The 19,762-nt window shown below is 71.6% G+C and carries 22 protein-coding genes; 13 read left to right on the plus strand and 9 right to left on the minus strand.

The window, feature by feature from the left end:
- Position 1: 1 nt before the first annotated feature.
- The 6 genes from ABH923_RS17435 to ABH923_RS17460 form a co-directional block, all read right to left on the minus strand.
- Complete coding sequence (locus ABH923_RS17435) at positions 2-241, minus strand: EsaB/YukD family protein (protein ID WP_370056655.1); 240 nt, start codon at positions 239-241, stop codon at positions 2-4.
- Positions 238-672 carry a hypothetical protein gene (locus ABH923_RS17440; RefSeq protein ID WP_370056656.1) on the minus strand — a complete coding sequence of 145 codons (435 nt, stop codon included), beginning with the start codon at positions 670-672 and terminating at the stop codon, positions 238-240. Before ABH923_RS17440 ends, ABH923_RS17435 begins: the two co-directional genes overlap by 4 nt.
- 85 nt (positions 673-757) lie before the next feature.
- Complete coding sequence (locus tag ABH923_RS17445) at positions 758-1,048, minus strand: WXG100 family type VII secretion target (protein ID WP_370056657.1); 291 nt, start codon at positions 1,046-1,048, stop codon at positions 758-760.
- Between the two features lie 134 nt (positions 1,049-1,182).
- Entirely contained in the window at positions 1,183-1,959 is a 777-nt protein-coding gene (locus ABH923_RS17450; protein ID WP_370056658.1) for a hypothetical protein, read from the minus strand.
- Positions 1,956-2,873, minus strand: coding sequence for an ABC transporter ATP-binding protein (locus ABH923_RS17455; protein ID WP_370056659.1), 918 nt, complete (start codon positions 2,871-2,873; stop codon positions 1,956-1,958). Before ABH923_RS17455 ends, ABH923_RS17450 begins: the two co-directional genes overlap by 4 nt.
- Positions 2,870-3,232, minus strand: coding sequence for a GntR family transcriptional regulator (locus ABH923_RS17460; protein WP_370056660.1), 363 nt, complete (start codon positions 3,230-3,232; stop codon positions 2,870-2,872). The genes ABH923_RS17455 and ABH923_RS17460 overlap by 4 nt, the downstream gene beginning before the upstream one ends.
- 44 nt (positions 3,233-3,276) lie before the next feature.
- Here ABH923_RS17460 and ABH923_RS17465 point away from each other — a divergent pair, with 44 nt between their 5' ends.
- Complete coding sequence (locus ABH923_RS17465; protein WP_370056661.1) at positions 3,277-4,737, plus strand: amidase; 1,461 nt, start codon at positions 3,277-3,279, stop codon at positions 4,735-4,737.
- 139 nt (positions 4,738-4,876) lie between these two features.
- Positions 4,877-6,247, plus strand: a complete 1,371-nt coding sequence (locus ABH923_RS17470; protein WP_370056662.1) for an aspartate aminotransferase family protein — start codon at positions 4,877-4,879, stop codon at positions 6,245-6,247.
- Positions 6,248-6,253: 6 nt separating this feature from the next.
- Here ABH923_RS17470 and ABH923_RS17475 read toward each other — a convergent pair whose 3' ends face one another.
- Positions 6,254-8,050, minus strand: coding sequence for a gamma-glutamyltransferase family protein (locus ABH923_RS17475; protein WP_370056663.1), 1,797 nt, complete (start codon positions 8,048-8,050; stop codon positions 6,254-6,256).
- 55 nt (positions 8,051-8,105) lie between these two features.
- Here ABH923_RS17475 and ABH923_RS17480 point away from each other — a divergent pair, with 55 nt between their 5' ends.
- Positions 8,106-8,810: a YoaK family protein gene (locus tag ABH923_RS17480; protein WP_370056664.1), complete on the plus strand. Its 705-nt coding sequence runs from the start codon at positions 8,106-8,108 to the stop codon at positions 8,808-8,810.
- Positions 8,811-9,020: 210 nt separating this feature from the next.
- Here ABH923_RS17480 and ABH923_RS17485 read toward each other — a convergent pair whose 3' ends face one another.
- Together ABH923_RS17485 and ABH923_RS17490 are read right to left on the minus strand one after the other, a co-directional pair.
- Entirely contained in the window at positions 9,021-9,353 is a 333-nt protein-coding gene (locus tag ABH923_RS17485) for a hypothetical protein (RefSeq protein ID WP_370056665.1), read from the minus strand.
- On the minus strand, positions 9,353-9,727 hold the full coding sequence (locus ABH923_RS17490) for a DUF1844 domain-containing protein (protein WP_370056666.1): 375 nt from the start codon (positions 9,725-9,727) through the stop codon (positions 9,353-9,355). The genes ABH923_RS17485 and ABH923_RS17490 overlap by 1 nt, the downstream gene beginning before the upstream one ends.
- Positions 9,728-9,992: 265 nt before the next feature.
- On the opposite strand from ABH923_RS17490, the gene infC reads away from it, so the two are divergent.
- The 10 genes from infC to argJ all read left to right on the plus strand — a co-directional run bounded on the left by infC (position 9,993) and on the right by argJ (position 19,762).
- Positions 9,993-10,649, plus strand: coding sequence for a translation initiation factor IF-3 (infC, locus tag ABH923_RS17495; RefSeq protein ID WP_370057388.1), 657 nt, complete (start codon positions 9,993-9,995; stop codon positions 10,647-10,649).
- On the plus strand, positions 10,649-10,843 hold the full coding sequence (gene rpmI, locus ABH923_RS17500; protein ID WP_370056667.1) for a 50S ribosomal protein L35: 195 nt from the start codon (positions 10,649-10,651) through the stop codon (positions 10,841-10,843). Before infC ends, rpmI begins: the two co-directional genes overlap by 1 nt.
- Positions 10,844-10,880: 37 nt before the next feature.
- Complete coding sequence (rplT, locus tag ABH923_RS17505) at positions 10,881-11,267, plus strand: 50S ribosomal protein L20 (protein ID WP_345836654.1); 387 nt, start codon at positions 10,881-10,883, stop codon at positions 11,265-11,267.
- Between the two features lie 171 nt (positions 11,268-11,438).
- Positions 11,439-12,242: a TrmH family RNA methyltransferase gene (locus ABH923_RS17510; RefSeq protein WP_370056668.1), complete on the plus strand. Its 804-nt coding sequence runs from the start codon at positions 11,439-11,441 to the stop codon at positions 12,240-12,242.
- Positions 12,243-12,289: 47 nt separating this feature from the next.
- The gene (locus ABH923_RS17515; RefSeq protein ID WP_370056669.1) at positions 12,290-12,643 is read left to right on the plus strand and encodes an ArsR/SmtB family transcription factor; all 354 of its coding nucleotides are present in this window, start codon (positions 12,290-12,292) and stop codon (positions 12,641-12,643) included.
- Positions 12,640-13,680, plus strand: a complete 1,041-nt coding sequence (locus tag ABH923_RS17520) for an SRPBCC domain-containing protein (protein WP_370056670.1) — start codon at positions 12,640-12,642, stop codon at positions 13,678-13,680. Before ABH923_RS17515 ends, ABH923_RS17520 begins: the two co-directional genes overlap by 4 nt.
- 32 nt (positions 13,681-13,712) lie before the next feature.
- Complete coding sequence (gene pheS / locus ABH923_RS17525; RefSeq protein WP_370056671.1) at positions 13,713-14,753, plus strand: phenylalanine--tRNA ligase subunit alpha; 1,041 nt, start codon at positions 13,713-13,715, stop codon at positions 14,751-14,753.
- Complete coding sequence (gene pheT, locus ABH923_RS17530; protein ID WP_370056672.1) at positions 14,753-17,296, plus strand: phenylalanine--tRNA ligase subunit beta; 2,544 nt, start codon at positions 14,753-14,755, stop codon at positions 17,294-17,296. The genes pheS and pheT overlap by 1 nt, the downstream gene beginning before the upstream one ends.
- Before the next feature lie 265 nt (positions 17,297-17,561).
- Positions 17,562-18,611, plus strand: coding sequence for an N-acetyl-gamma-glutamyl-phosphate reductase (gene argC, locus ABH923_RS17535; RefSeq protein WP_370056673.1), 1,050 nt, complete (start codon positions 17,562-17,564; stop codon positions 18,609-18,611).
- Positions 18,608-19,762 (plus strand): bifunctional glutamate N-acetyltransferase/amino-acid acetyltransferase ArgJ, encoded by a 1,155-nt coding sequence (argJ, locus tag ABH923_RS17540; RefSeq protein ID WP_370056674.1) that lies wholly within the window; start codon positions 18,608-18,610, stop codon positions 19,760-19,762. Before argC ends, argJ begins: the two co-directional genes overlap by 4 nt.

Here is a 19,762-nt window from a genome sequence, read left to right on the forward strand (position 1 = left end):
CTCAACTCTTCGTCGTAATCTGCAGGCGATCGCCGTTGCCGATACCGAATGACCCGATGACGTCGTACCGGCTCACCGCGAGGTCCTTGCCTTCGAGTGCGAGCGAGAAACCCTCCGGCAACGCCTGGCCTCTCGCGGCGAACGCCTCCCCGATCAATCGCTGCAGTCGGTCGAAGGTGACCTCGCCGGGTACGAGCAGATCGATCTGCTTGTCCAGGAAGGTCAGGGTGATCTCGATCATGGAGAGGCTCCCTTTCTTCTCGCCCGGAGTCTCCCGAGCGATACGCCGGCCATCGCCACGACCGGCATGCCGGCCGTCAGCAACAGGACCGCGAGCAACGGAGACTCTTCGCGGGCCTCGCGAGTCTGCGCGAGCACCTCGGAGGAGTAGCCGTCGAACAGTGCGGCTCGCACCGGCTGATACTCATCGGCGACGGCCGCCTGCGGCTCGAAGGTCAGGTCGCCGACGACATTCAGCCGTTCGGCACGAGCCTCGCGTCGCTCGTGAGCGCGGGCGGAGAGCTCCTCGGAGAAGAGCCTGCCGCGGACGGCGAAGTCGCCGGAGGAACCGGCGCTGACGGACTCGTTGACCAGGACATCGGCGTTCAGCTCCAATTGCCCGGCATCGTCGTCGGTCTTCCCGACGGCGTGCGAGGCTGCGGCGCCGCCCACCGTCAACCCGACAGCGAGCGCGCACGCGATGCGCACGGGGAGACGCGACCGCGCCCGCACATCGTCTGTTTCGGTGGGAAGGGGACTAGAAACCGAAGCTCTGCGCATCCTGCGCGTCACGCTCGGCGATGGTGTCGGCGTACTTGTTGAGCTGCTCGTTGATGTTCACCAGCAGCTCCTCGAACTTCTTCACGCTCCCGTGCAACTGGTTGTACTGCTCGAGGTACGCCTGGAACGCCTGGCCCTTCCACTGCTCGGCGATGGTCGAGTTCATCTGGTTCACCTTCTGGATCGCCTGCTCGATCTCTTCCTTCGAGCGCGTGTAGACCTGAGCCTGCTGCTTCAGTTCTTCCGGTGTGACGCTGATCTGACCCATACAAGCCCCCTTGTGGACGTGACAATACTCTGGCTTACGCGGCAGATGCCATATGGCGATATTGCAGATGCCGCATGCGGTCAAAGATATCGGCGTCGTATGTCTCGGGTCAAGTCGTGGGGGCAGCTCGCCCGTCAGCTCCGCGGAGTCGCTCTTAGGAGCACCGCGAACCCGGCCAGCGCGAACAGCGCTGTCGGGAGGAGCAGCCACGCCGTGACCCCGACCGGCCCGTTGGCGACGAACCACGTCCCGACCGCTGCCCAGCTCCCGGTGAACGTGATCAGAGCGGCCCCGCCGACGAGCACCAGCACCAGGCCGGCGATCACGGCGAGCACCCCGTACAGCCGCCAGCGCATGAACAGCGCGGCCGAGAAGGCCCCGATCGCGAAGAAGAACAGCATCCCGCTGAACACGATGAACAGCCGGCCGGCGAACGACTCGCCCGCGAAGTAGACCGACGTGAACAGGTGGCCGCCGAGTCCCCAGCCGTTCGTCCACTCCTCGACCACCGACAGCACCGCGAAGCCGAGCGCGTATCCGGCCGAGAGCAGCAGGAAGGTCAGTCCCGACCCGAGCGAGAAGTCGCGGCGGGTGACGCTGTAGCCGAGGGCGAACGGGAAGGTCGCGGAGATGACCTGGATGCCCACGACCAGCATGTAGACGAAGATGTAGAACGCTCCGCCGCTCCACTGGGTGCCGTCCATCGCCGTGGCACGGTCGGCCGGGGAGGTGGCGCCCCAGATGATCCACCAGATCAGCCAGTTGACCAGCCAGATGAAAGACATGATCATCACCGGCACGTAGATCGTGGTCCACTTGTTCACCAGGTTGAGCCGGACGACGCGCCAGATGCGGGCGCCGGCGCCGGGGGAGGTGCGCAGCGCTGCTGTGCCGGGGTTCAGGGTGGTCATGCGCTCTGCTCGAATTCTGTCTCACGGACGTTGGTCTTGCGGACGATGAGTTGCTGGAGGGACACCGGCGCGAGCTCGAGTCCCGCGGAGGCGGCCTCGGCGCGTTCGGCGGCGCCGAGCCCGGAGACGGTCACGGAGGCCAGGCCGCCGAGGCCGTCGCGGTGCAGCACCTCGCGGCCGCCGACGAAGGCGTCGACCGCGGTGCGCGGGCCGACGACCGTGGTGGCCGACGTGCGCAGGGCCTCCGCGTCGTCGTCCATCAGGATGCGGCCCTGGTCGATGACGACGACGTGCTCCAGGAGGTTGGCGACCTCGTCGATCAGGTGCGTGGAGAGCACCACCGTCCGCGGGTGCTCGGCGAAGTCCTCCAGCAGCCGGTCGTAGAACAGCTGCCGGGCGACTGCATCCAGGCCCAGATACGGCTCGTCGAAGAAGGTCAGCGGGGCCCGGGAGGCCAGGCCGACGATGACGCCGACGGCCGAGAGCTGGCCGCGGGAGAGCTTCTTGATCCGCCGGTTGAGCGGGAGCCGGAACTCGTCCACGAGCCGGTCGGCGAAGTCCGCGTCCCAGTTCTCGAAGAACCAGGGCGCGCTGCGGAGCACGTGCTTGGGCTGGAAGTCCTCGGGGTACCGCTGGCTCTCCTTGATGAAGCAGATGTTCTGGAGGACGCGCGCGTTCTCGGTCGGCTTCTCGCCGAACACCCGGATGTCGCCGCTGGTGACGAAGTCCTGGCCGGTGATGAGCTGCATCAGCGTGGTCTTGCCTGCGCCGTTGCGCCCGAGGAGGCCGTGGATGCGGCCGGGCTTGATGGTGAGGGACACGTCGTCGATCGCCGTGAACGATCCGAACCGCTTGGTCACTCCCGACACCTGCACCGCCGGGGCGATGGAGGTCGGGGCGGGGGCCGTGCTCATGCGCTGACTCCTTCCTTCTGGATCATCTGGCTGAGCTGGTCGGGGCCGATCCCGAGCTTCGCCGCCTCGGCGAGCAGGGGCCGGAGGTATTCGTCGCGGAAGGCGTCGCGCCGTTTGGCGACGAGCCGTTCGCGCGCGCCGTCGGAGACGAACATGCCGATGCCTCGCTTCTTGTAGAGGACCCCCTCGTCGACGAGGAGGTTGACGCCTTTGCCGGCCGTGGCCGGGTTGATCCGGTAGAAGGCCGCGAACTCGTTCGTGGACGGCACCTGCGTCTCGGGCGGGTAGACGCCCTCGATGATGTCGTTCTCGATCTGCTCGGCGATCTGGACGAAGATCGGCTTGCCTTCTTCGATCATCCGAACCTCATGGGTTCATTAGTCATGTAACTAAGTAAGCAACAATGCACGCATTTTGTCAAGGGAATAGCGTGGTCCCCGTGGAACTCCATGAGATGACGGCGCTGGCGTTGTGGCAGGAACTGCAGGCGGGACGGGTGTCGCCGCGGGAGCTGGCCTCCCACTACCTCGACCGCATTGAGTGGCTGAACCCGCAGCTCGGCGCGTTCGTCACCGTCACCCGCGAGCGCGCGCTGCAGCGGGCCGACGAGGTCGCGGAGCGGGTGCCGAAGACGGCGCCGCTGTGGGGCCTGCCGTCCGGAGACAAAGACCTCTGGATGCGCGCGGGCGTGCCGACGGGCTTCGGATCGCGGGTGATGGCGGGCTTCGTCCCCGATCGCTCCGACGAGATCGTGGAGACCCTGGACGCCGCGGGCGCTGTGAGCCTGGGCAAGACCAACGCGCCTGAGTTCGGCCTCCCCGCCTACACCGAGTCGCTCGCTGCGCCGCCCGCCCGCAACCCGTGGAATCCCGAGCTCGGCGCCGGCGGGTCGAGCGGAGGGGCGGCCGTCGCGGTGGCGAGCGGGATGCTGCCGTTCGCGCCCGGCTCCGACGGCGGAGGGTCGGTGCGCATCCCGGCCGCCGCGTGCGGGCTGGTCGGGCTCAAGCCGTCGCGGGGCCTGGTCCCGGCGGGGAGCGGCATCGACTCGCTCGCCGGGCTCGTCGTGGACGGGCCGCTGGCGCGCACCACGGCGGACGCGGCGCTGCTGCTCGACGGGATGATCGCCAAGGTCGGCGGCCGCATCGACCACCACTACGCGTTGCGGGCGCCCTACGACGACGACGGACCCTTCCTCGGCACGGCGATCCGCGGGGAGGGGCGGTTCCAGCTCGGCGTGATGACGACCTCCGCGTGGGACGACGCCTACGACATCGTGGTCTCGCCGGAGGCCCGGTCGGCGCTCGACACGGCGGTCGACGCGTTCGCGGCGATGGGTCACGGCGTCGAGGAGACCGCGCTGGAGCCCGACCCGACCTACGCCCCTGCGTTCCGGACGATCTGGCAGGCGGGCGCCGCGCGCATCCCCGCCGAGGGGGAGGCGCTCGCCCTGCTGGAGCCGCTGACGGCCTGGCTCGTGCAGCGCGGCCGGAGCATCCTCGCCCGCGAGCTGAGCGAGGCGCTGAGCGCGCTGACCGCGTACGAGCGCTCGTTCATCCGGCAGCTCGCGTCGTTCGACGCCGTGCTGACGCCGGCGCTCGCGCTCACGCCGCGCCCGGTCGGCTGGTACGACCAGGAGGACGGCGAACGCAACTTCGAGCAGCAGGTGCTCTACACGCCGTTCACCTCGATGCTGAATGTGACCGGCCTCCCCGCGATCGTCCTGCCCGTCGCGCAGACGGAGAACGGCCTCCCGATGGGCGTGCAGCTCATCGGCCGCCCAGGGGGAGAGCGCACCCTCCTCTCCCTGGCCGCCCAGCTCGAACGCCGCCTCCACTGGGACACCCGCCGCCCACCCCTCTGGTAACCCCCCCCGCCTCTCGCAGCTAACGGAGGAGATCCGGCCACCCCCACCCCGAATCTCCTCCGCTGACTGTTGTACGCCCACATATCGCACCCGTTCTCCTCCGTTGTCGACGCCGGTTCGGGAGGGCTACCCTGCCCGTGTGGACTATGCGTTCCGCCCGGTGCTCGGCGAAGCCGCCGTGCTCGCGGGGCGATGGCTGGACGGCGTGCGCGACGGGACCATCCCGCCGACCGCCGACGTCGAGGCGGTGAAGGATGCGCTGGGCCGGCGGCTGCCCGAACGCGGCCCGGCGGCCACCGAGGTGCTGCGGCAGCTCGCGGCAGCCGTCGAGCCTGGACTGATCCGGATGCACTCGCCACGCTTCCACGGCTGGGTGATCGGCGGCGCGCAGCCCGTCGCCCTCGGCGCCGACTGGCTGGTCGCGGCGTGGGACCAGAACACCGCCCTGCGCGCCGTCACCCCCGGCGTGATCGCGGCGGAGGAGCTCGCCGCCGAGTGGATGCTCGACCTGCTCGGCCTGCCCTCCGCGGCGGAGGTCGGCTACGTCACCGGGGCGACCGTCGCGAACCTCGTCGGCCTGATCTGCGGCCGCGACGAGACGTTGCGGCGCGCCGGCTGGGACGCGCGAGCGGACGGCCTGGCCGGAGGCCCGCGGGTGCGCCTGCTGGTCGGCGCCGAGCGCCACGGCTCGATCGACAGCGCCGCGATGCTCGCCGGCCTGGGCGCGGGACGCCCCGTCGCCGCCGACGACCAGGGGCGGATCCGTGTCGACGCGCTGCGGGAGGCGCTCGCCGAGGGCGACGGCCCGGCGGTCGTCTGCCTCCAGGCGGGCAACGTCCACTCCGGCGCGTTCGACCCGCTGGCCGACGCCATCGAGGTCGCGCACGAGGCGGGCGCGTGGGTCCACGTCGACGGCGCGTTCGGGCTGTGGGCCGCGGCGGCGCCGGGCCTCCGTCACCTCACCGACGGGATGGCGACCGCCGACTCCTGGGCGACCGACGCGCACAAGACGCTCAACGTCCCGTACGACAGCGGCGTCGCGATCGTCGCTCACCCGGAGGCGCTGCACGCCTCGATGGCCCAGCACGCGGCCTACCTCGCGGCGATGTCCGGCGCGTCCGATCCCGAAGACCGGGTTCCGGAACTCAGCCGCCGGGCACGCGGAGTGCCGGTGTACGCGACGCTGGCCCAGCTCGGCCGGGAGGGTGTCGCCGACCTCGTCCAGGGCCTCGCCGACGCGGCCACGACGATCGCCGAGGGCCTCGCGACCATCCCGGGCGCGCGTGTGCTCAACGACGTCGTCTATACGCAGGTCTGCGCCGCGTTCGGCGACGACGACCGCACCCGCCGGGTGGGGGAAGCGCTGCGGCAGGGCGGCGTCGCGCTCGCGTCGCCGTCCGAGTGGCACGGGAGGGCGGTGCTGCGGTTCTCGGTCAGCAACTGGCTCACCGACCGTGTGGAGGCCGGACGCACGCTGGACGCGGTGCGGGAGGCTGCGGCGAGCGTCTAGAGCCGCCTACCGCCCCGCCGCGTACCCCTGCATCCCGCGCGGGTTCGCCGCCGCGCTCAGCACGCCCGTCTCCGGGTCGCGCCCGACCGACGACAGCCGACCGAGCGTCCACGCGCCGGCCCGTGTCACGACGTGCCCGCGCGCCTCCAGCCCGGCGATGACCTCCTCGCCGAGCCGCGACTCCACGACCGCGCCGGCCGGCACCCAGGTGCGCGGCCAGAACGACTCCGCCAGCGACGTGGTGTGCAGCGCGGGCGCGTCGATCGCCTGCTGGGGCGTGTAGCCGCCGACCAGCGTGCGCAGCAGATACAGCAGCTGCCACTGGTCCTGCTGGTCGCCGCCGGGCGAGCCGAGCGCGGTCACCGGGACGCCGTCGCGCAGCACCAGGGTCGGGGTGAGCGTCGTCCGCGGTCGCTTCCCAGGCTGCAGAGTGGCGGCCGAGCCCTCCTCCAGCCAGGTCATCTGCAGGCGGGTGCCGAGGCAGAAGCCGAGCGCCGGGATGGTCGGCGACGACTGCAGCCAGCCGCCGGACGGCGTCGCCGAGACGATGTTGCCCGAGCGGTCGACGACGTCGATGTGGCAGGTGTCGCCGCGGGTGGTCCCGTCGCGCGCGACGGTCGGCTCGCCGACGCCGGCGATGGCCTCCGCCAGCGGCGGCTCGTACGCGGTGCGCAGCGGCGGGAGGAACGGCTCGGCGCCGGCCACGCGGCCGGGCCGGAATTCGGCGGAGGCCTGATCTCCGATCAGGGCGCGGCGCGCGGCGATGTAGTCGGGCGCCAGCAGCTCCGCCACGGGCACGCGCGCGTCGCCGAAGTAGGCGTCGCGGTCGGCGTAGGCGAGCTTCTGCGCCTCCAGGATCGTGTGCGCGCCCAGCTCCGTGGAGGGGTCGAGGCGCTCGTCGTCGAAGCCGTCGAGGATGGCCAGCGTCTCCAGCAGGGCGGGGCCCTGGCCCCACGCGCCGGTCTTCGCGATCGTGTGGCCGCGGAACTCCAGCGTCGTCGCCGGCTCGTACGCGGCGCGGAACCCGGCGAAGTCGGACTCCGCGATCACGCCCGCGTGGTCGGTGCCGGGGGAGTGCCGGTGCGGGATGCGCGCGAACGCGGACGCCTCCCGCGCGACCAGGCCGGTCGCCCACTCGGTGCGGGCGGCCTCCACCCGCTCCTCGCGGGTCGCGGCGTCGTCGCCGGCCGCGATCAGCCCGCGCAGGACGCGCGCGTACGCCGGGTTGCGGATCAGCTCGCCGGCCTCGGGGACTCGCCCGCCCGGCATCCAGTGCTCGGCCGACGAGGGCCAGTGCTCGGCGAACAGCCCGGACACGGTGCGGATCGTCGTGCACACCCGCTCCAGCACGGGATGGCCGTCCTCGGCGTAGCCGATCGCGAAGGCGAGGACGTCCGCCAGCTCCCAGGTGCCGTGGTCCTTCAGCAGCAGCAGCCAGGCGTCGACCGCGCCGGGAACCGCCGCCGCGAGGGCGCCGGCGCCGGGGACGAGCTCCAGCCCCTCGGCCAGGTAGTGCTCGCGCGTCGCGCCCATCGGCGCGGGACCCTGTCCGGCGAGCACGACCGGGGTCGGGTCCTCCGCCGTGGCGAACAGCGCGACCAGGTCGCCGCCCGGCCCGTTGAGGTGCGGCTCCACGACGTGCAGCACGAACGCGCCGGCGACCGCGGCGTCGAACGCGTTGCCGCCGCGCTCCAGGACGGCCTGTGCGCTCGCCGTCGCCAGCCAGTGCGTCGAGGCGGACATGCCGAACGTGCCGGTCAGGGTCGGGCGGGAGGTGACGGCGGGGGGAGGCGTGAACGTCATGGACTCCATCCTGCACCGCCGCCTGCGCGAACCGTCTCGAATAGGGTGGACCTCCGTGTCCGTCACTCACCGCCTGGGCCGCGCCGACGCCGATCGGCTGCACCTCGCCCTCATGCTCGCCCTCACGTTCTCGACCGGCGTCGTCGACGCCACCGGCTACCTCGGCCTCGACCGGGTCTTCACCGGCAACATGACCGGCAACGTCGTGCTGCTCGGGATGGCGCTGACCGGGACCACGAACCTCCCCATCCTCCGGCCGCTGCTGGCTCTGGGCGCGTTCCTCGCGGGCGCCGTGGTCGGCAGCAGGCTCGTGCGCCGCGACGACGGCTGGTCAGGACGGGTGACGGCGACGCTGTGGGTGATCGCCGGCCTGCTGACCGCCATCGCCGTGCTGCTGGCGTTCGCGCTGCACCTCGACCCGGAGCTCGTGGGCACCATCGCCACCTCGGCGCTGGGCTTCGCGATGGGGATGCAGGCCGCGCTCGCCCGCCGCGTCAAGGTGGCCGACGTCACCACCGTGGTCGTGACCTCCACGCTGACCGGCCTCGCCGCCGACAGCCGCCTCGCCGGCGGGAACGGCTCGCTCTGGGTGCGGCGCGCTCTTGCCGTGCTGTTGATCACCGCGGGGGCGGCTGCGGGCGCGCTCGCTTTGCTCGTGCACGTGTCGCTGGGCGTCCTGCTCTCGGCCGCGATCACGATCGCGGTCGCGTCCCTCGGCCACACCGGCCACCGCGCCCGCACCGCGGCCGACGCAGCCTGAGCAGCCAACGGAGGACTCCAGGCGCACCACGCCGCGCCATGTCGGCCTCCGGAGGACTTCGGCCCGCCTCCGCCCCGAAACTCCTCCGTTGGCAGTGCGCCGGCGGTTGGTAGCGGAGGAGTCGCGGCGGGATGGGGCGGGATGTCCTCCGTTGGCAGGCATTGGCGGCGTTCGGGAGGGGGATCTCCTCCGTTGGCGTCGCGGCGCGCGTCAGTCCAGGAGGCGGCGGAGGGACACCGGGGCCCGGTTGCGCCACGCGTCGGTGACCAGCTCGCGCAGCAGGCCCGGCTCGATGTCGGAGAAGTCGACGTGCGCGGAGGACAGCCGGCCTGCGTACCACTGCTCGGAGCAGTGCTCCGGCCAGGCGGCCGCGGCCTCCCGGATGCCGGCCTCGCCGAGCATCAGGTTGACCGTCAGGGTCTCCGGGTCCAGCATCGTGGCGAACCGCTGGCCGCGGACGCGGAACGCCGGGAGGCCGCCGTGCTCGTACTCCTCGACCTCCGGGAGGCCCAGAGCCAGCGCGTGCACGGCGGCGGCGTCCATCAGTTCACCGGGCCGGTGTACTTCTCGCCGGGCCCCTTCCCGATCTCGTCCGGGAACGGCGACGCCTCGCGGAACGCCAGCTGCAGCGAGCGGAGGCCGTCGCGCAGGCTGCGCGCGTGCTGGTCGCCGAGGTGCGCGGCGCTCGCCGTCACCAGGCCGGCGAGGGCGTCGATCAGCTTGCGGGCCTCGTCCAGGTCGGTCTGGTGCTCCGGGTCGTCCGCCAGCCCGACCTTCACCGCGGCGGCGCTCATCAGGTGCACGGCGGTGGTCGTGATGACCTCCACCGCGGGGACCTCGGCGATGTCGCGCGTGGCGTCGGCGAGGGCCTCGTCCTCGTGCAGATGACCGTCTTGGATGGGGGATGTGTCGCTCACTGCTTTCCTCTGTTAGAATCGTTCGGGCTCCGGGGCATCTGCCTCGGGACGAAAGTGGAGATTCCTCCCACCCGCGCTTGACCGCTTTACAGGTTACCGGGTCGTTGCACTCCGCCGACGTGCGTCAGCACGGAGGTAGCCAGGGTGCTGCACCAGCCCCGCGACGTTGTCGTGGGGCTGCGCTGGTGCGTGGAATCCTCACTTTCTCCGAACCGTCCCCGCGACGGCCGAGCACTCGAAGCATCGCTCATCAGAGGAGACTGACATCAGCGAACCCCGTACGAATGACCGTATCCGCGTCCCCGAAGTTCGACTCGTCGGCCCCAGCGGAGAGCAGGTCGGCGTCGTCAAGATCGAGGTCGCCATCCGACTCGCGCAGGAGGCGGATCTCGACCTGGTCGAGGTCGCGCCCAATTCCAAGCCGCCGGTCGCGAAGATCATGGACTACGGCAAGTTCAAGTACGAGGCTGCGCAGAAGGCCAAGGAGGCCCGGCGCAACCAGGCGAACACCATCCTCAAAGAGGTGCGGTTCCGCCTCAAGATCGACAAGCACGACTACGAGACCAAGCGCAAGCGCGCCGAAGGCTTCCTGAAGGCCGGCGACAAGGTCAAGGCCATGATCCTGTTCCGCGGTCGTGAGCAGTCGCGTCCGGAGCAGGGCGTCCGCCTCCTGCAGCGCTTCGCGGAGGACGTCGCCGAGCTCGGCCAGGTCGAGTCCAACCCGACCATCGACGGCCGCAACATGGTGATGATCATCAGCCCGCTCAAGAACAAGTCCGAGGCCAAGGCCGAGGCCAACGCACAACGTGCCGCTTCCAAGGCGCGCGCCCAGGGGCGCGACCAGGACGCGGTTGCTGAGTCAGCCGACGCTGCTCAGTCCGAAGAGAGTTCGCCCGCCCAGGCGACGAACGAGGAGAAGTAATGCCCAAGCAGAAGTCCCACTCCGGCGCCAAGAAGCGCTTCAAGATCACCGGCAGCGGCAAGGTCATGAAGCAGCAGGCCGGTATGCGCCACAACCTGGAGCTCAAGTCCAGCCGCCGCACCCGCCGGCTGAACCAGGACCAGGTCGTCCCCGTGGTGGATGCCAAGGTCATCCGCCGGATGATCGGCAAGTAGAGCTCCTCCCCGACACGCACGTAAGGAAAATCGACTAATGGCAAGAGTGAAGAGGGCTGTCAACGCCCACAAGAAGCGTCGGGTCATCCTCGAGCGCGCCGAGGGCTACCGCGGTCAGCGGTCGCGCCTCTACCGCAAGGCGAAGGAGCAGGTCACCCACTCGCTCGTCTACGCGTACCGTGACCGCCGCCAGAAGAAGGGCGACTTCCGCCGCCTCTGGATCCAGCGGATCAACGCGGCGAGCCGCGCGAACGGCCTCACCTACAACCGCCTCATCCAGGGCCTGGGCCTGGCGGGCGTCGAGGTCGACCGCCGCATCCTCGCCGAGCTGGCCGTGAACGAGCCCGCGACCTTCGCCGCGCTCGTCGAGACCGCGAAGAAGGCCCTCCCGGCCGACACCTCGGCCCCGAAGGCCGCCGCGTAAGCAGCGCACCCCGTACGAACGGCCCGGCCGACCTCGCGTCGACCGGGCCGTTCTGCGTCCCCGCGAACCCGCGAGGGGCACGTCGTTGTCACTTCTCGGCCCGAAAAGTGACAACAACGTGCCCCTCGGCGGTGACTGCGGTGAGGCGCAGCACGCCGATAGGCTGTGCGCATGCTTGACAACCCGCGCTCTCCGCGCGTCCGCGCCGTTGCGAAGCTGGCGAAGCGTCCCGCCCGTGCCGAGACCGGGCTCTTCCTCCTCGAAGGTCCACAGGCCGTCTCCGAGGCACTCACCTACCGCCCCGAGCTGGTCGTCGAGCTGTACGCGACTCCGACCGCGCTTGAGCGTTACCAGGACATCGCGCAGACCGCGGTGGAGGCCGGCGTCGACGTCGAGTTCGTCACCGAGCACGTCCTCGACACGATGGCCGACACCGTCACTCCGCAAGGCTTCGTCGCCGTGTGCCGGCAGTTCCCGACCTCCGTCCGCGACATCTTCGCCGACGAACCGCGGCTGGTGGCGATCCTGGAGGAGGTGCGCGACCCCGGCAACGCGGGCACGATCATCCGCGCCGCCGACTCCGCCGGCGCCGACGCCGTCGTGCTGACCGGCCGCACCGTCGACCTCTACAACCCCAAGGTGGTCCGCTCCACGACGGGGTCGCTGTTCCACGTCCCTGTCGCGGTCGGCGCCGACCTCGCGGACGTCGTCGGGCGCGCGCACAGCGCCGGCCTGCAGGTCCTCGCCGCGGACATCAAGGGGGAGGACCTCCTCGCCGCTCGCCAGGAGGGCCAGCTCGCCCGGCCGACCGCGTGGGTGTTCGGCAACGAGGCCCACGGGCTCGCCGACGACCTCCTGGGGCTGGTGGACCGGGTGGTGACCGTGCCGATCTACGGCAAGGCCGAGTCGATGAACCTCGCGACGGCGGCGTCGGTGTGCCTCTACGAGTCCGCTTTCGCACAGCGCTCCGAGTGATCGATAAGCCTTGCGTTATATAACGCAAGCTTGATAGATTGTGCCGCATGGACGGTCTGGAGGCGGTGGGCGACCCCGTGCGGCGGCGCTTCGTGGAGCTGCTCGCGCGCGGTGAGCGCACGGCCGGTGAGCTCGCGACGCTCGCCGCCGACGAGTTCGGGATCACGCAGCCGGCGGCCTCTCGTCACCTGCGGGTGCTGCGGGAGTCCGGGGTCGTGGCCTCCCGGGTGGACGGCCAGCGGCGCGTCTATGCCCTGGAGCCGGCCGGACTGGAAGAGGCCGCGGCCTGGTTCGACGTGTTGACAGCTTTCTGGGAGCAGCGCCTGGACGCGCTCGGCACCGAGCTCGTGCGCGGCAGCAGACGCAGCGTCGACCACCACACCGGGAAGGCCGCCTCATGACCCTCTGGGGAGAGCTCGCCCTCGACGGCCCGCGCCGCTCGGTGACGGTCGAACGAGAGTACCCGGCGGCCGCGGCCGAGCTCTGGGCCGCGCTCACCGAGCCCGACCGGCTCGCCCGCTGGATCGGGCGCTACGAGGAGACCGCAGACGGCTTCCGCCTCGCGATGGGCGGTTCCGACGCGGACGCCGTGGTGGACGGCCGCGTGCTGTCCTGCGATCCGGAGCGGCGCCTCCTGGTGGCCTGGCGCTTCAGCGGCGCCGGCCAGGTGGAGGCGTCGACCGAGCTGGAGGCCGTCATCCGGCCAGTGGGGGAGGGCCGCGTCCTCCTCACGCTCACCCACCGGCGCGTGCAGGCGGTCACCGCCTCCGTGTACGGGGCGGGCTGGCAGGACGTCCTCACCCACCTGGCGCGTGAGCTCGGCGCGGAGGCGTCGCCGCAGGAGCAGGACGGCTACCTCGGCGAGGCCGCCGACCCGGCCGCGTTCGACGCCGCGCTGGACGAGTACCGCAGCGAGGAGGCGGCGCTCGTGAGGGCGACGATGACGCGCGAGGGCGACCGTTCGGCGGTCTCGCTGCGACGGCTGCTCGACGCGCCTCTGGACGACGTGTGGGACGCGCTCACCCTGCCCGACCGTGTGGGCCGCTGGCTGTGGCCGGTTGTGGAGTGGCCCGACGATCCGGTGCGTGAGCGCCGCCTGCGCGTCGGCGACGTGATGCGGCTCGGCGACGAGAACATCGAGGGCGCCGTCCAGGAGCTGGAGGTGCTCGACCTCCAGGACCGCGCGCACCTGCGCTTCACCTGGGGCGACGCCGCGGTGAGCATCCGGCTGACGGAGAAAGGCGACGGCACCCTGCTGTCCCTTGAGCAAGACGGAGTAGAGGACATCTTCGGCGCCGGGCGGTTGCGCTCGGCGCCCGACTTCGCGGCGGGCTGGCACCAGCTGATCGACCAGCTGACACTCCTGCTCGCGGGGCTGACCGTCCCGGCTCCCGACCGGCTGTGGGAGGCCGCCTACCTGGTCTACTCGGCGGAGTAACGCTTCATCCCGGCCGACTAGACTTTGTAACCGTGTCCGAAACCACAGAAATCACCGAGGAATCCGTCGACGCGGCCGTCTCCGCGGCGCTCGCCGCGATCGACGCCGCCGGCACCTCGGACGCGCTGAAGGCCGTCCGCCACGACCACACCGCCGAGAGCTCCCCGCTCGCGCGGCTGAACGCCGCCATCCGCTCGCTCCCCGGCGACCAGAAGGCCGCGGCCGGCAAGCTCGTCGGTGGCGCGCGCGCCCGCGTGAACCAGGCGTTCGCTGCGAAGGAGGCCGCGATCGCGGCCGAGGAGGACGCCGCCCGGCTCGCCGCCGAGGCCGTGGACGTCACCGCCCTCCCGACCCGCTGGACGCCGGGCGCCCGGCACCCGCTGAGCCTCCTCCAGGAGCGCATCGCCGACATCTTCATCGGCATGGGCTGGGAGCTCGCGGAGGGCCCGGAGCTGGAGAGCGAGTGGTACAACTTCGACGCCCTCAACTTCGACGCCGACCACCCGGCGCGCGCGATGCAGGACACCTTCTTCGTCGAGCCGACGAACGCGCACCTGGTGCTGCGCACGCACACCTCCCCGGTGCAGCTCCGCGCCCTCCTCGGCAACGAGCTGCCGGTCTACCGCATCGCGCCGGGCCGGGTGTTCCGCACCGACGAGTTCGACGCGACGCACCTCCCGGTCTTCACCCAGACCGAGGGCATCGCCGTCGACAAGGGCCTGACGATGGCGCACCTGCGCGGCACGCTCGACCACTTCGCCAAGACGCTCTTCGGCGAGGGCGCGCGCGTGCGCCTCCGCCCCAACTACTTTCCGTTCACCGAGCCGAGCGCCGAGCTCGATCTCTGGCACCCGACCTTCAAGGGCGGCGCGCGCTGGATCGAGTGGGGCGGCTGCGGCATGGTGAACCCGAACGTGCTGCGCTCGGCGGGCATCGACCCGGAGGTCTACTCCGGGTTCGCGTTCGGGATGGGCGTCGAGCGGGCGCTGATGTTCCGCAACGACGTCAAAGACATGCGCGACATGGCCGAGGGCGATGTCCGGTTCTCCCAGCAGTTCGGAATGGTGGTCTGATGCGCGTCCCCCTGAGTTGGCTCGGCGAGTACGTCGACCTCGAGCCGGGCACCACGGCCGAGGAGGTCCACGCCGCCCTCGTGTCCGTCGGGCTCGAGGAGGAGGACATCCACACCTTCGAGATCAACGGCCCCGTGGTCGTCGGCCAGGTGCTGGACTTCGTGGAGGAGCCGCAGAGCAACGGAAAGACCATCCGCTGGTGCCAGGTGCGTGTCGCGCCGGAAGGCCAGAAGGCCGCCGACGGCGGCGAGGCTGTCCACGGCATCGTCTGCGGCGCCCGCAACTTCTTCGTCGGCGACAAGGTCGTCGTGACGCTGCCGGGCTCCGTGCTGCCCGGCCCGTTCCCGATCGCCGCGCGCAAGACCTACGGCCACGTGTCGGACGGCATGATCGCCTCCGCACGCGAGCTCGGCCTCGGCGACGACCACGAGGGCATCCTCCGGCTGTCGACGCTGGGCCTCGACCCGGCGGTCGGCGCCGACGCGATCTCGCTGCTCGGCCTGGACGACACCGCCGTGGAGGTCAACGTCACCCCCGACCGCGGCTACGCGTTCTCGATCCGGGGCATCGCGCGCGAGTACTCGCACGCCACCGGCGCGGCCTTCCGCGACCCGGCCGATGCGGTGCGCGTTCACTCGACAGGCGCTCACGCGCACGGGTTCAGCGTGACGATCGACGACCGCGCGCCCATCCGCGGGCGCGTCGGAGCGACCGTGTTCGTGACGCGGGTGGTCCGCGACGTCGACGGCAGCCGGCCGACCCCGCCGTGGATGGTGGCGCGCCTGAAGCTCGCCGGCATCCGCTCCATCTCGCTCATCGTGGACATCACCAACTACGTGATGCTCGAGCTCGGCCAGCCCATCCACGGCTACGACCTGGACAAGCTGTCCGGCGGCATCGTGGTGCGTCGCGCGCACCCGGGCGAGACGCTCGTGACGCTCGATGACCAGACCCGCGCCCTCGACGCCGAGGACCTCCTCATCACCGACGAGTCCGGCGCGATCGGCCTGGCCGGCGTGATGGGCGGCGCGTCCACCGAGATCGGCGCGGACACCAGCAACGTGCTCGTGGAGGCCGCCAACTTCGACCCGGTGTCGATCGCCCGCACCGCCCGCCGGCACAAGCTGCCGAGCGAGGCGTCAAAGCGCTTCGAGCGCGGCGTGGACCCGCGGGTCGCCGTCGCGGCTGCCGCGCGCGTCGTGCAGCTCCTGGAGCAGCTCGCCGGCGGCCACGCCGACGAGCTCGGCTCGCTGCTCGACACGGCGGGGGAGGCCGAGCCGATCCGTCTGCCGAGCGACTACATCCCGAACCTGATCGGCGTCGAGTTCACCGACGACGAGGTGCGCGGCGCGCTCGCAGAGATCGGCGGCACCGTCACCGGCGAGGCCTCCGGCCTGCTGGTCGTGCCGCCGAGCTGGCGTCCCGACCTGCGCGACAAGTCCGACCTGGCCGAGGAGGTCGCCCGCATCGTCGGGTTCGACCGCATTCCGTCCGTGCTGCCCGTCGCGCCTCCCGGACGCGGCCTGTCGCGCGCCCAGAAGCTGCGCCGCGCCGTCGCCCAGATGCTCGCCGACAACGGCGCGACCGAGGTGCTCGCCTTCCCGTTCGTCTCGGAGGCGCAGAACGACCTGTTCGGCTCGCCCGAGGCCGGTTCGGTGCCCGCTGTGCGCCTGGCGAACGCGCTCGACGCGACCGCCCCGTACCTGCGCACGTCCCTGCTCCCCGGCCTGATCGACGTGGCCAAGCGCAACCTCGCGCGCGGCCTGGTCGACCTGCGCGTCTACGAGCTCGGTACGGTGTTCCTGCCCGGCGGAGGCGTGCTCGGCAGCGAGGAGCTGCCGCTCGGCGCCGCCCTCCCCGGCGACGACGTGCTGGCCGGCCTGAACGCGGGCATCCCCGCCCAGCCGCGCCACCTGGCCGGTCTGATCGTCGGCAGCCCGGTGGAGAAGCAGCCGGGCCAGACTCCCGTCGCGGCGGGTCTCGCCGACGCGCTCACGGCCATCCAGCAGACCGCGACCGCTGTGGGCGTGCGGGTGGAGCCGGTGCAGAGCCGCCACCAGGCGTTCCACCCCGGACGCACGGCGCAGCTCGTCGCGCACGCCGCGGACGGCGCGCGCGTCGTCGTCGGCTACGCCGGGGAGCTGCTGCCCGCGATCGCGGAGGACCTCGACCTCCCGCGCGTCGTCGCCGTCTACGAGCTCGACCTGGACGCGCTCATCGCCGTGGCGCCCGCCGACATCGTCGCGGGCGTGATCGCCGGGTTCCCCGCCGCGACGCAGGATCTGTCGCTCGTCGTGCGCGACGAGGTCTCGGCCGGCGAGCTGCTGGCCGCCGTCCGGGAGGGCGCGGGCGCGCTCCTGGAGGACATCCGCCTGGTCGACGACTATCGCGGAGCCGGCCTCCCGGCCGCCCACAAGAGCCTCACCTTCGCGCTGCGGTTCCGCGCGGACGACCGCACGCTCACCGCGGCCGAGGCCAGCGAGGCGAAGCTCGCGGGCGCGGCCCGCGCCGACGAGCTCTTCGGCGCCCACATCCGCGAGTAGCCCCTGCACATTCGTCACGAATGTCGCCTTTCGCCCGGCGAGAGTCGACATTCGTGACGAATGTCGCGGTGTGTGACGAGGGCGATTTGGCGACCGACCCGACCAGGGCGGTAGGGTTGCTGCATGCTTACTGTCGGTGCCCCCTCGATGCGCCGACGCCTGCGCGACCGCCGAATCTAGGCGGCGCTCGGGCGACCCTTCGCGGTCGGACAGGGGCGTCGCCGGATCCTCGGCCCCCTGTCGTCCACCCCATCAAGGAACAAGCATGACTTTCTCGGTTGCCGTCGCCGGTGCCTCCGGGTACGCGGGTGGCGAGGTGCTGCGCATCCTCGCCGACCATCCCGACTTCGAGATCCGCACCGTGACCGCGCACAACAACGCCGGTCACCCGCTCGCCGCGCACCAGCCGCACCTGCGCTCGCTCGCCCACCTCACCCTCACGGAGAACACGAAGCAGAACCTCGCCGGTCACGACGTCGTTTTCCTCGCGCTGCCGCACGGCCGCTCGGGGGAGGTGGCCGCCGACCTCCCGGAGGACACCCTCGTGGTCGACGCCGGCGCCGACCACCGGCTGGACGACCCGGCCGACTGGGCGGCGTTCTACGGCGGCGAGTACTACGGCTCCTGGGCGTACGGCGTCCCCGAGCTCATCGTCGGGGCGGACGGCGCCAAGCAGCGCGCGAACCTCGCCGGCGCGACCCGCATCGCCGCACCCGGCTGCAACGCCAGCGCCGTCTCGCTGGCCCTCGCGCCCGGCATCCACGCCGGCGTGATCGACGAGGAGGACCTCGTCAGCGTCCTCGCCGTCGGGCCCTCCGGCGCCGGGAAGTCGCTGAAGACGATGTACCTGGCCAGCGAGATCCTCGGCTCGGCCAACCCGTACGCGGTCGGCGGCACCCACCGGCACATCCCGGAGATCCAGCAGAATCTCCGCAAGGCCGGGGCCGTCAGCCCGACCCTCTCGTTCACCCCGGTGCTCGTGCCGATGTCGCGGGGCATCCTGGCGACCTCCACCGCCCGGGTGAAGCCGGGGGTGACCGCCGCCCACGTGCAGGAGGTCTGGGAGGCCGCCTACGCGGACGAGCCGTTCGTGCACGTCCTCCCCGCGGGAACCGTGCCGCGCACCGCGGACGTGCTGGGCTCGAACACCGTGCTGATCGGGGTCGCCCTCGACCAGGCGGCGGGCCGGGTCGTCACCGTCCTCGCCATCGACAATCTGTACAAGGGAACGGCCGGCGCGGCGATCCAGTCCGCGAACATCGCTCTCGGGCTCCCCGAGACCGCCGGTCTGAGTGTGAACGGAGTCGCGCCATGAGCGTCACCACTGCCAAGGGCTTCTCGGCGGCCGGCGTCGTCGCCGGCCTCAAGTCGAGCGGCAAGCGCGACCTCGCGCTCGTCCAGAACCGTGGACCGCTCACCGCGGCCGCCGCGGTCTTCACCACCAACCGCTGCAAGGCGAACCCCGTCCTCTGGAGCGAGCAGGTCATCGCCGACGGCGTGGTCTCGGCCATCGTCCTCAACTCCGGCGGGGCCAACTGCTACACCGGCTCGCAGGGCTTCCAGACCACCCACGCGACGGCGGAGGCCGTGGGCGCCGCGCTCGGCGTCTCCGCCGGCGACGTGCTGGTCTGCTCGACCGGCCTGATCGGCGACCAGCTCGACCTCGGCAAGCTGATCGCGGGGGTCGCGCAGGCGGCCACCGCGCTCGCGGGCGACTCCGGGCTCGGCGCCGCCGAGGCGATCATGACCACCGACACCCGGCCGAAGCAGGCCGAGCAGGTCTCCCCGGCCGGCTGGGCGGTGGGCGGGATGGCCAAGGGCGCGGGGATGCTCGCGCCGGGCCTCGCGACGATGCTCGTCGTCATCACCACCGACGCCGTGCTCGACTCCACGCAGCTCGGCACCGCCCTCCGCGCCGCGACCAGGGTCACCTTCGACCGCCTGGACTCGGACGGCTGCATGTCGACCAACGACACCGTCGCGCTGCTGGGCTCCGGCGCGAGCGGCGTCGCGCCCGACCCGGCGGAGTTCACGCTCGCGCTCACCGAGGTGTGCCGCAGCCTGGCGAAGCAGCTCCAGGAGGACGCCGAGGGGGCATCCCACGACGTGACGATCGAGGTCGTGAACGCCCGCACGGAGGACGACGCCGTGACGGTCGGCCGTGCGGTGTCGCGGTCCAACCTGTTCAAGGCGGCCATCTTCGGCAACGACCCCAACTGGGGCCGGGTGCTCGCCGCGGTCGGCACCACCGACGCCGCTTTCGACCCGTACGGGATCGATGTCGCGATCAACGGCGTGCAGGTGTGCACGGCGGGGGAGCCGGACCGGCCGCGCGACCTCGTCGACCTGACGCCGCGCGCCGTGCACGTGCTCATCGACCTCCACGCGGGCGACGAGACGGCGGCCATCCTCACCAACGACCTGACCCACGACTACGTCCACGAGAACAGTGCCTACTCGAGCTGA

Source organism: Leifsonia sp. EB41, from assembly GCF_041262565.1.
Taxonomy (GTDB): domain Bacteria; phylum Actinomycetota; class Actinomycetes; order Actinomycetales; family Microbacteriaceae; genus Leifsonia.

Bases quoted from the DNA above. Each gene is read 5' to 3' on its own strand.
- ABH923_RS17465 (WP_370056661.1), top strand. From the start codon at position 3,277: ATGCACGCATTTTGTCAAGGGAATAGCGTGGTCCCCGTGGAACTCCAT.
- ABH923_RS17515 (WP_370056669.1), top strand. From the start codon at position 12,290: ATGGACGGTCTGGAGGCGGTGGGCGACCCCGTGCGGCGGCGCTTCGTG.
- ABH923_RS17520 (WP_370056670.1), top strand. From the start codon at position 12,640: ATGACCCTCTGGGGAGAGCTCGCCCTCGACGGCCCGCGCCGCTCGGTG.
- ABH923_RS17435 (WP_370056655.1), bottom strand. From the start codon at position 241: ATGATCGAGATCACCCTGACCTTCCTGGACAAGCAGATCGATCTGCTC.
- ABH923_RS17460 (WP_370056660.1), bottom strand. From the start codon at position 3,232: ATGATCGAAGAAGGCAAGCCGATCTTCGTCCAGATCGCCGAGCAGATC.
- rpmI (WP_370056667.1), top strand. From the start codon at position 10,649: ATGCCCAAGCAGAAGTCCCACTCCGGCGCCAAGAAGCGCTTCAAGATC.
- ABH923_RS17450 (WP_370056658.1), bottom strand. From the start codon at position 1,959: ATGACCACCCTGAACCCCGGCACAGCAGCGCTGCGCACCTCCCCCGGC.
- ABH923_RS17445 (WP_370056657.1), bottom strand. From the start codon at position 1,048: ATGGGTCAGATCAGCGTCACACCGGAAGAACTGAAGCAGCAGGCTCAG.
- ABH923_RS17485 (WP_370056665.1), bottom strand. From the start codon at position 9,353: ATGGACGCCGCCGCCGTGCACGCGCTGGCTCTGGGCCTCCCGGAGGTC.
- ABH923_RS17475 (WP_370056663.1), bottom strand. From the start codon at position 8,050: ATGACGTTCACGCCTCCCCCCGCCGTCACCTCCCGCCCGACCCTGACC.
- rplT (WP_345836654.1), top strand. From the start codon at position 10,881: ATGGCAAGAGTGAAGAGGGCTGTCAACGCCCACAAGAAGCGTCGGGTC.
- ABH923_RS17455 (WP_370056659.1), bottom strand. From the start codon at position 2,873: ATGAGCACGGCCCCCGCCCCGACCTCCATCGCCCCGGCGGTGCAGGTG.
- argC (WP_370056673.1), top strand. From the start codon at position 17,562: ATGACTTTCTCGGTTGCCGTCGCCGGTGCCTCCGGGTACGCGGGTGGC.
- argJ (WP_370056674.1), top strand. From the start codon at position 18,608: ATGAGCGTCACCACTGCCAAGGGCTTCTCGGCGGCCGGCGTCGTCGCC.
- ABH923_RS17510 (WP_370056668.1), top strand. From the start codon at position 11,439: ATGCTTGACAACCCGCGCTCTCCGCGCGTCCGCGCCGTTGCGAAGCTG.
- pheT (WP_370056672.1), top strand. From the start codon at position 14,753: ATGCGCGTCCCCCTGAGTTGGCTCGGCGAGTACGTCGACCTCGAGCCG.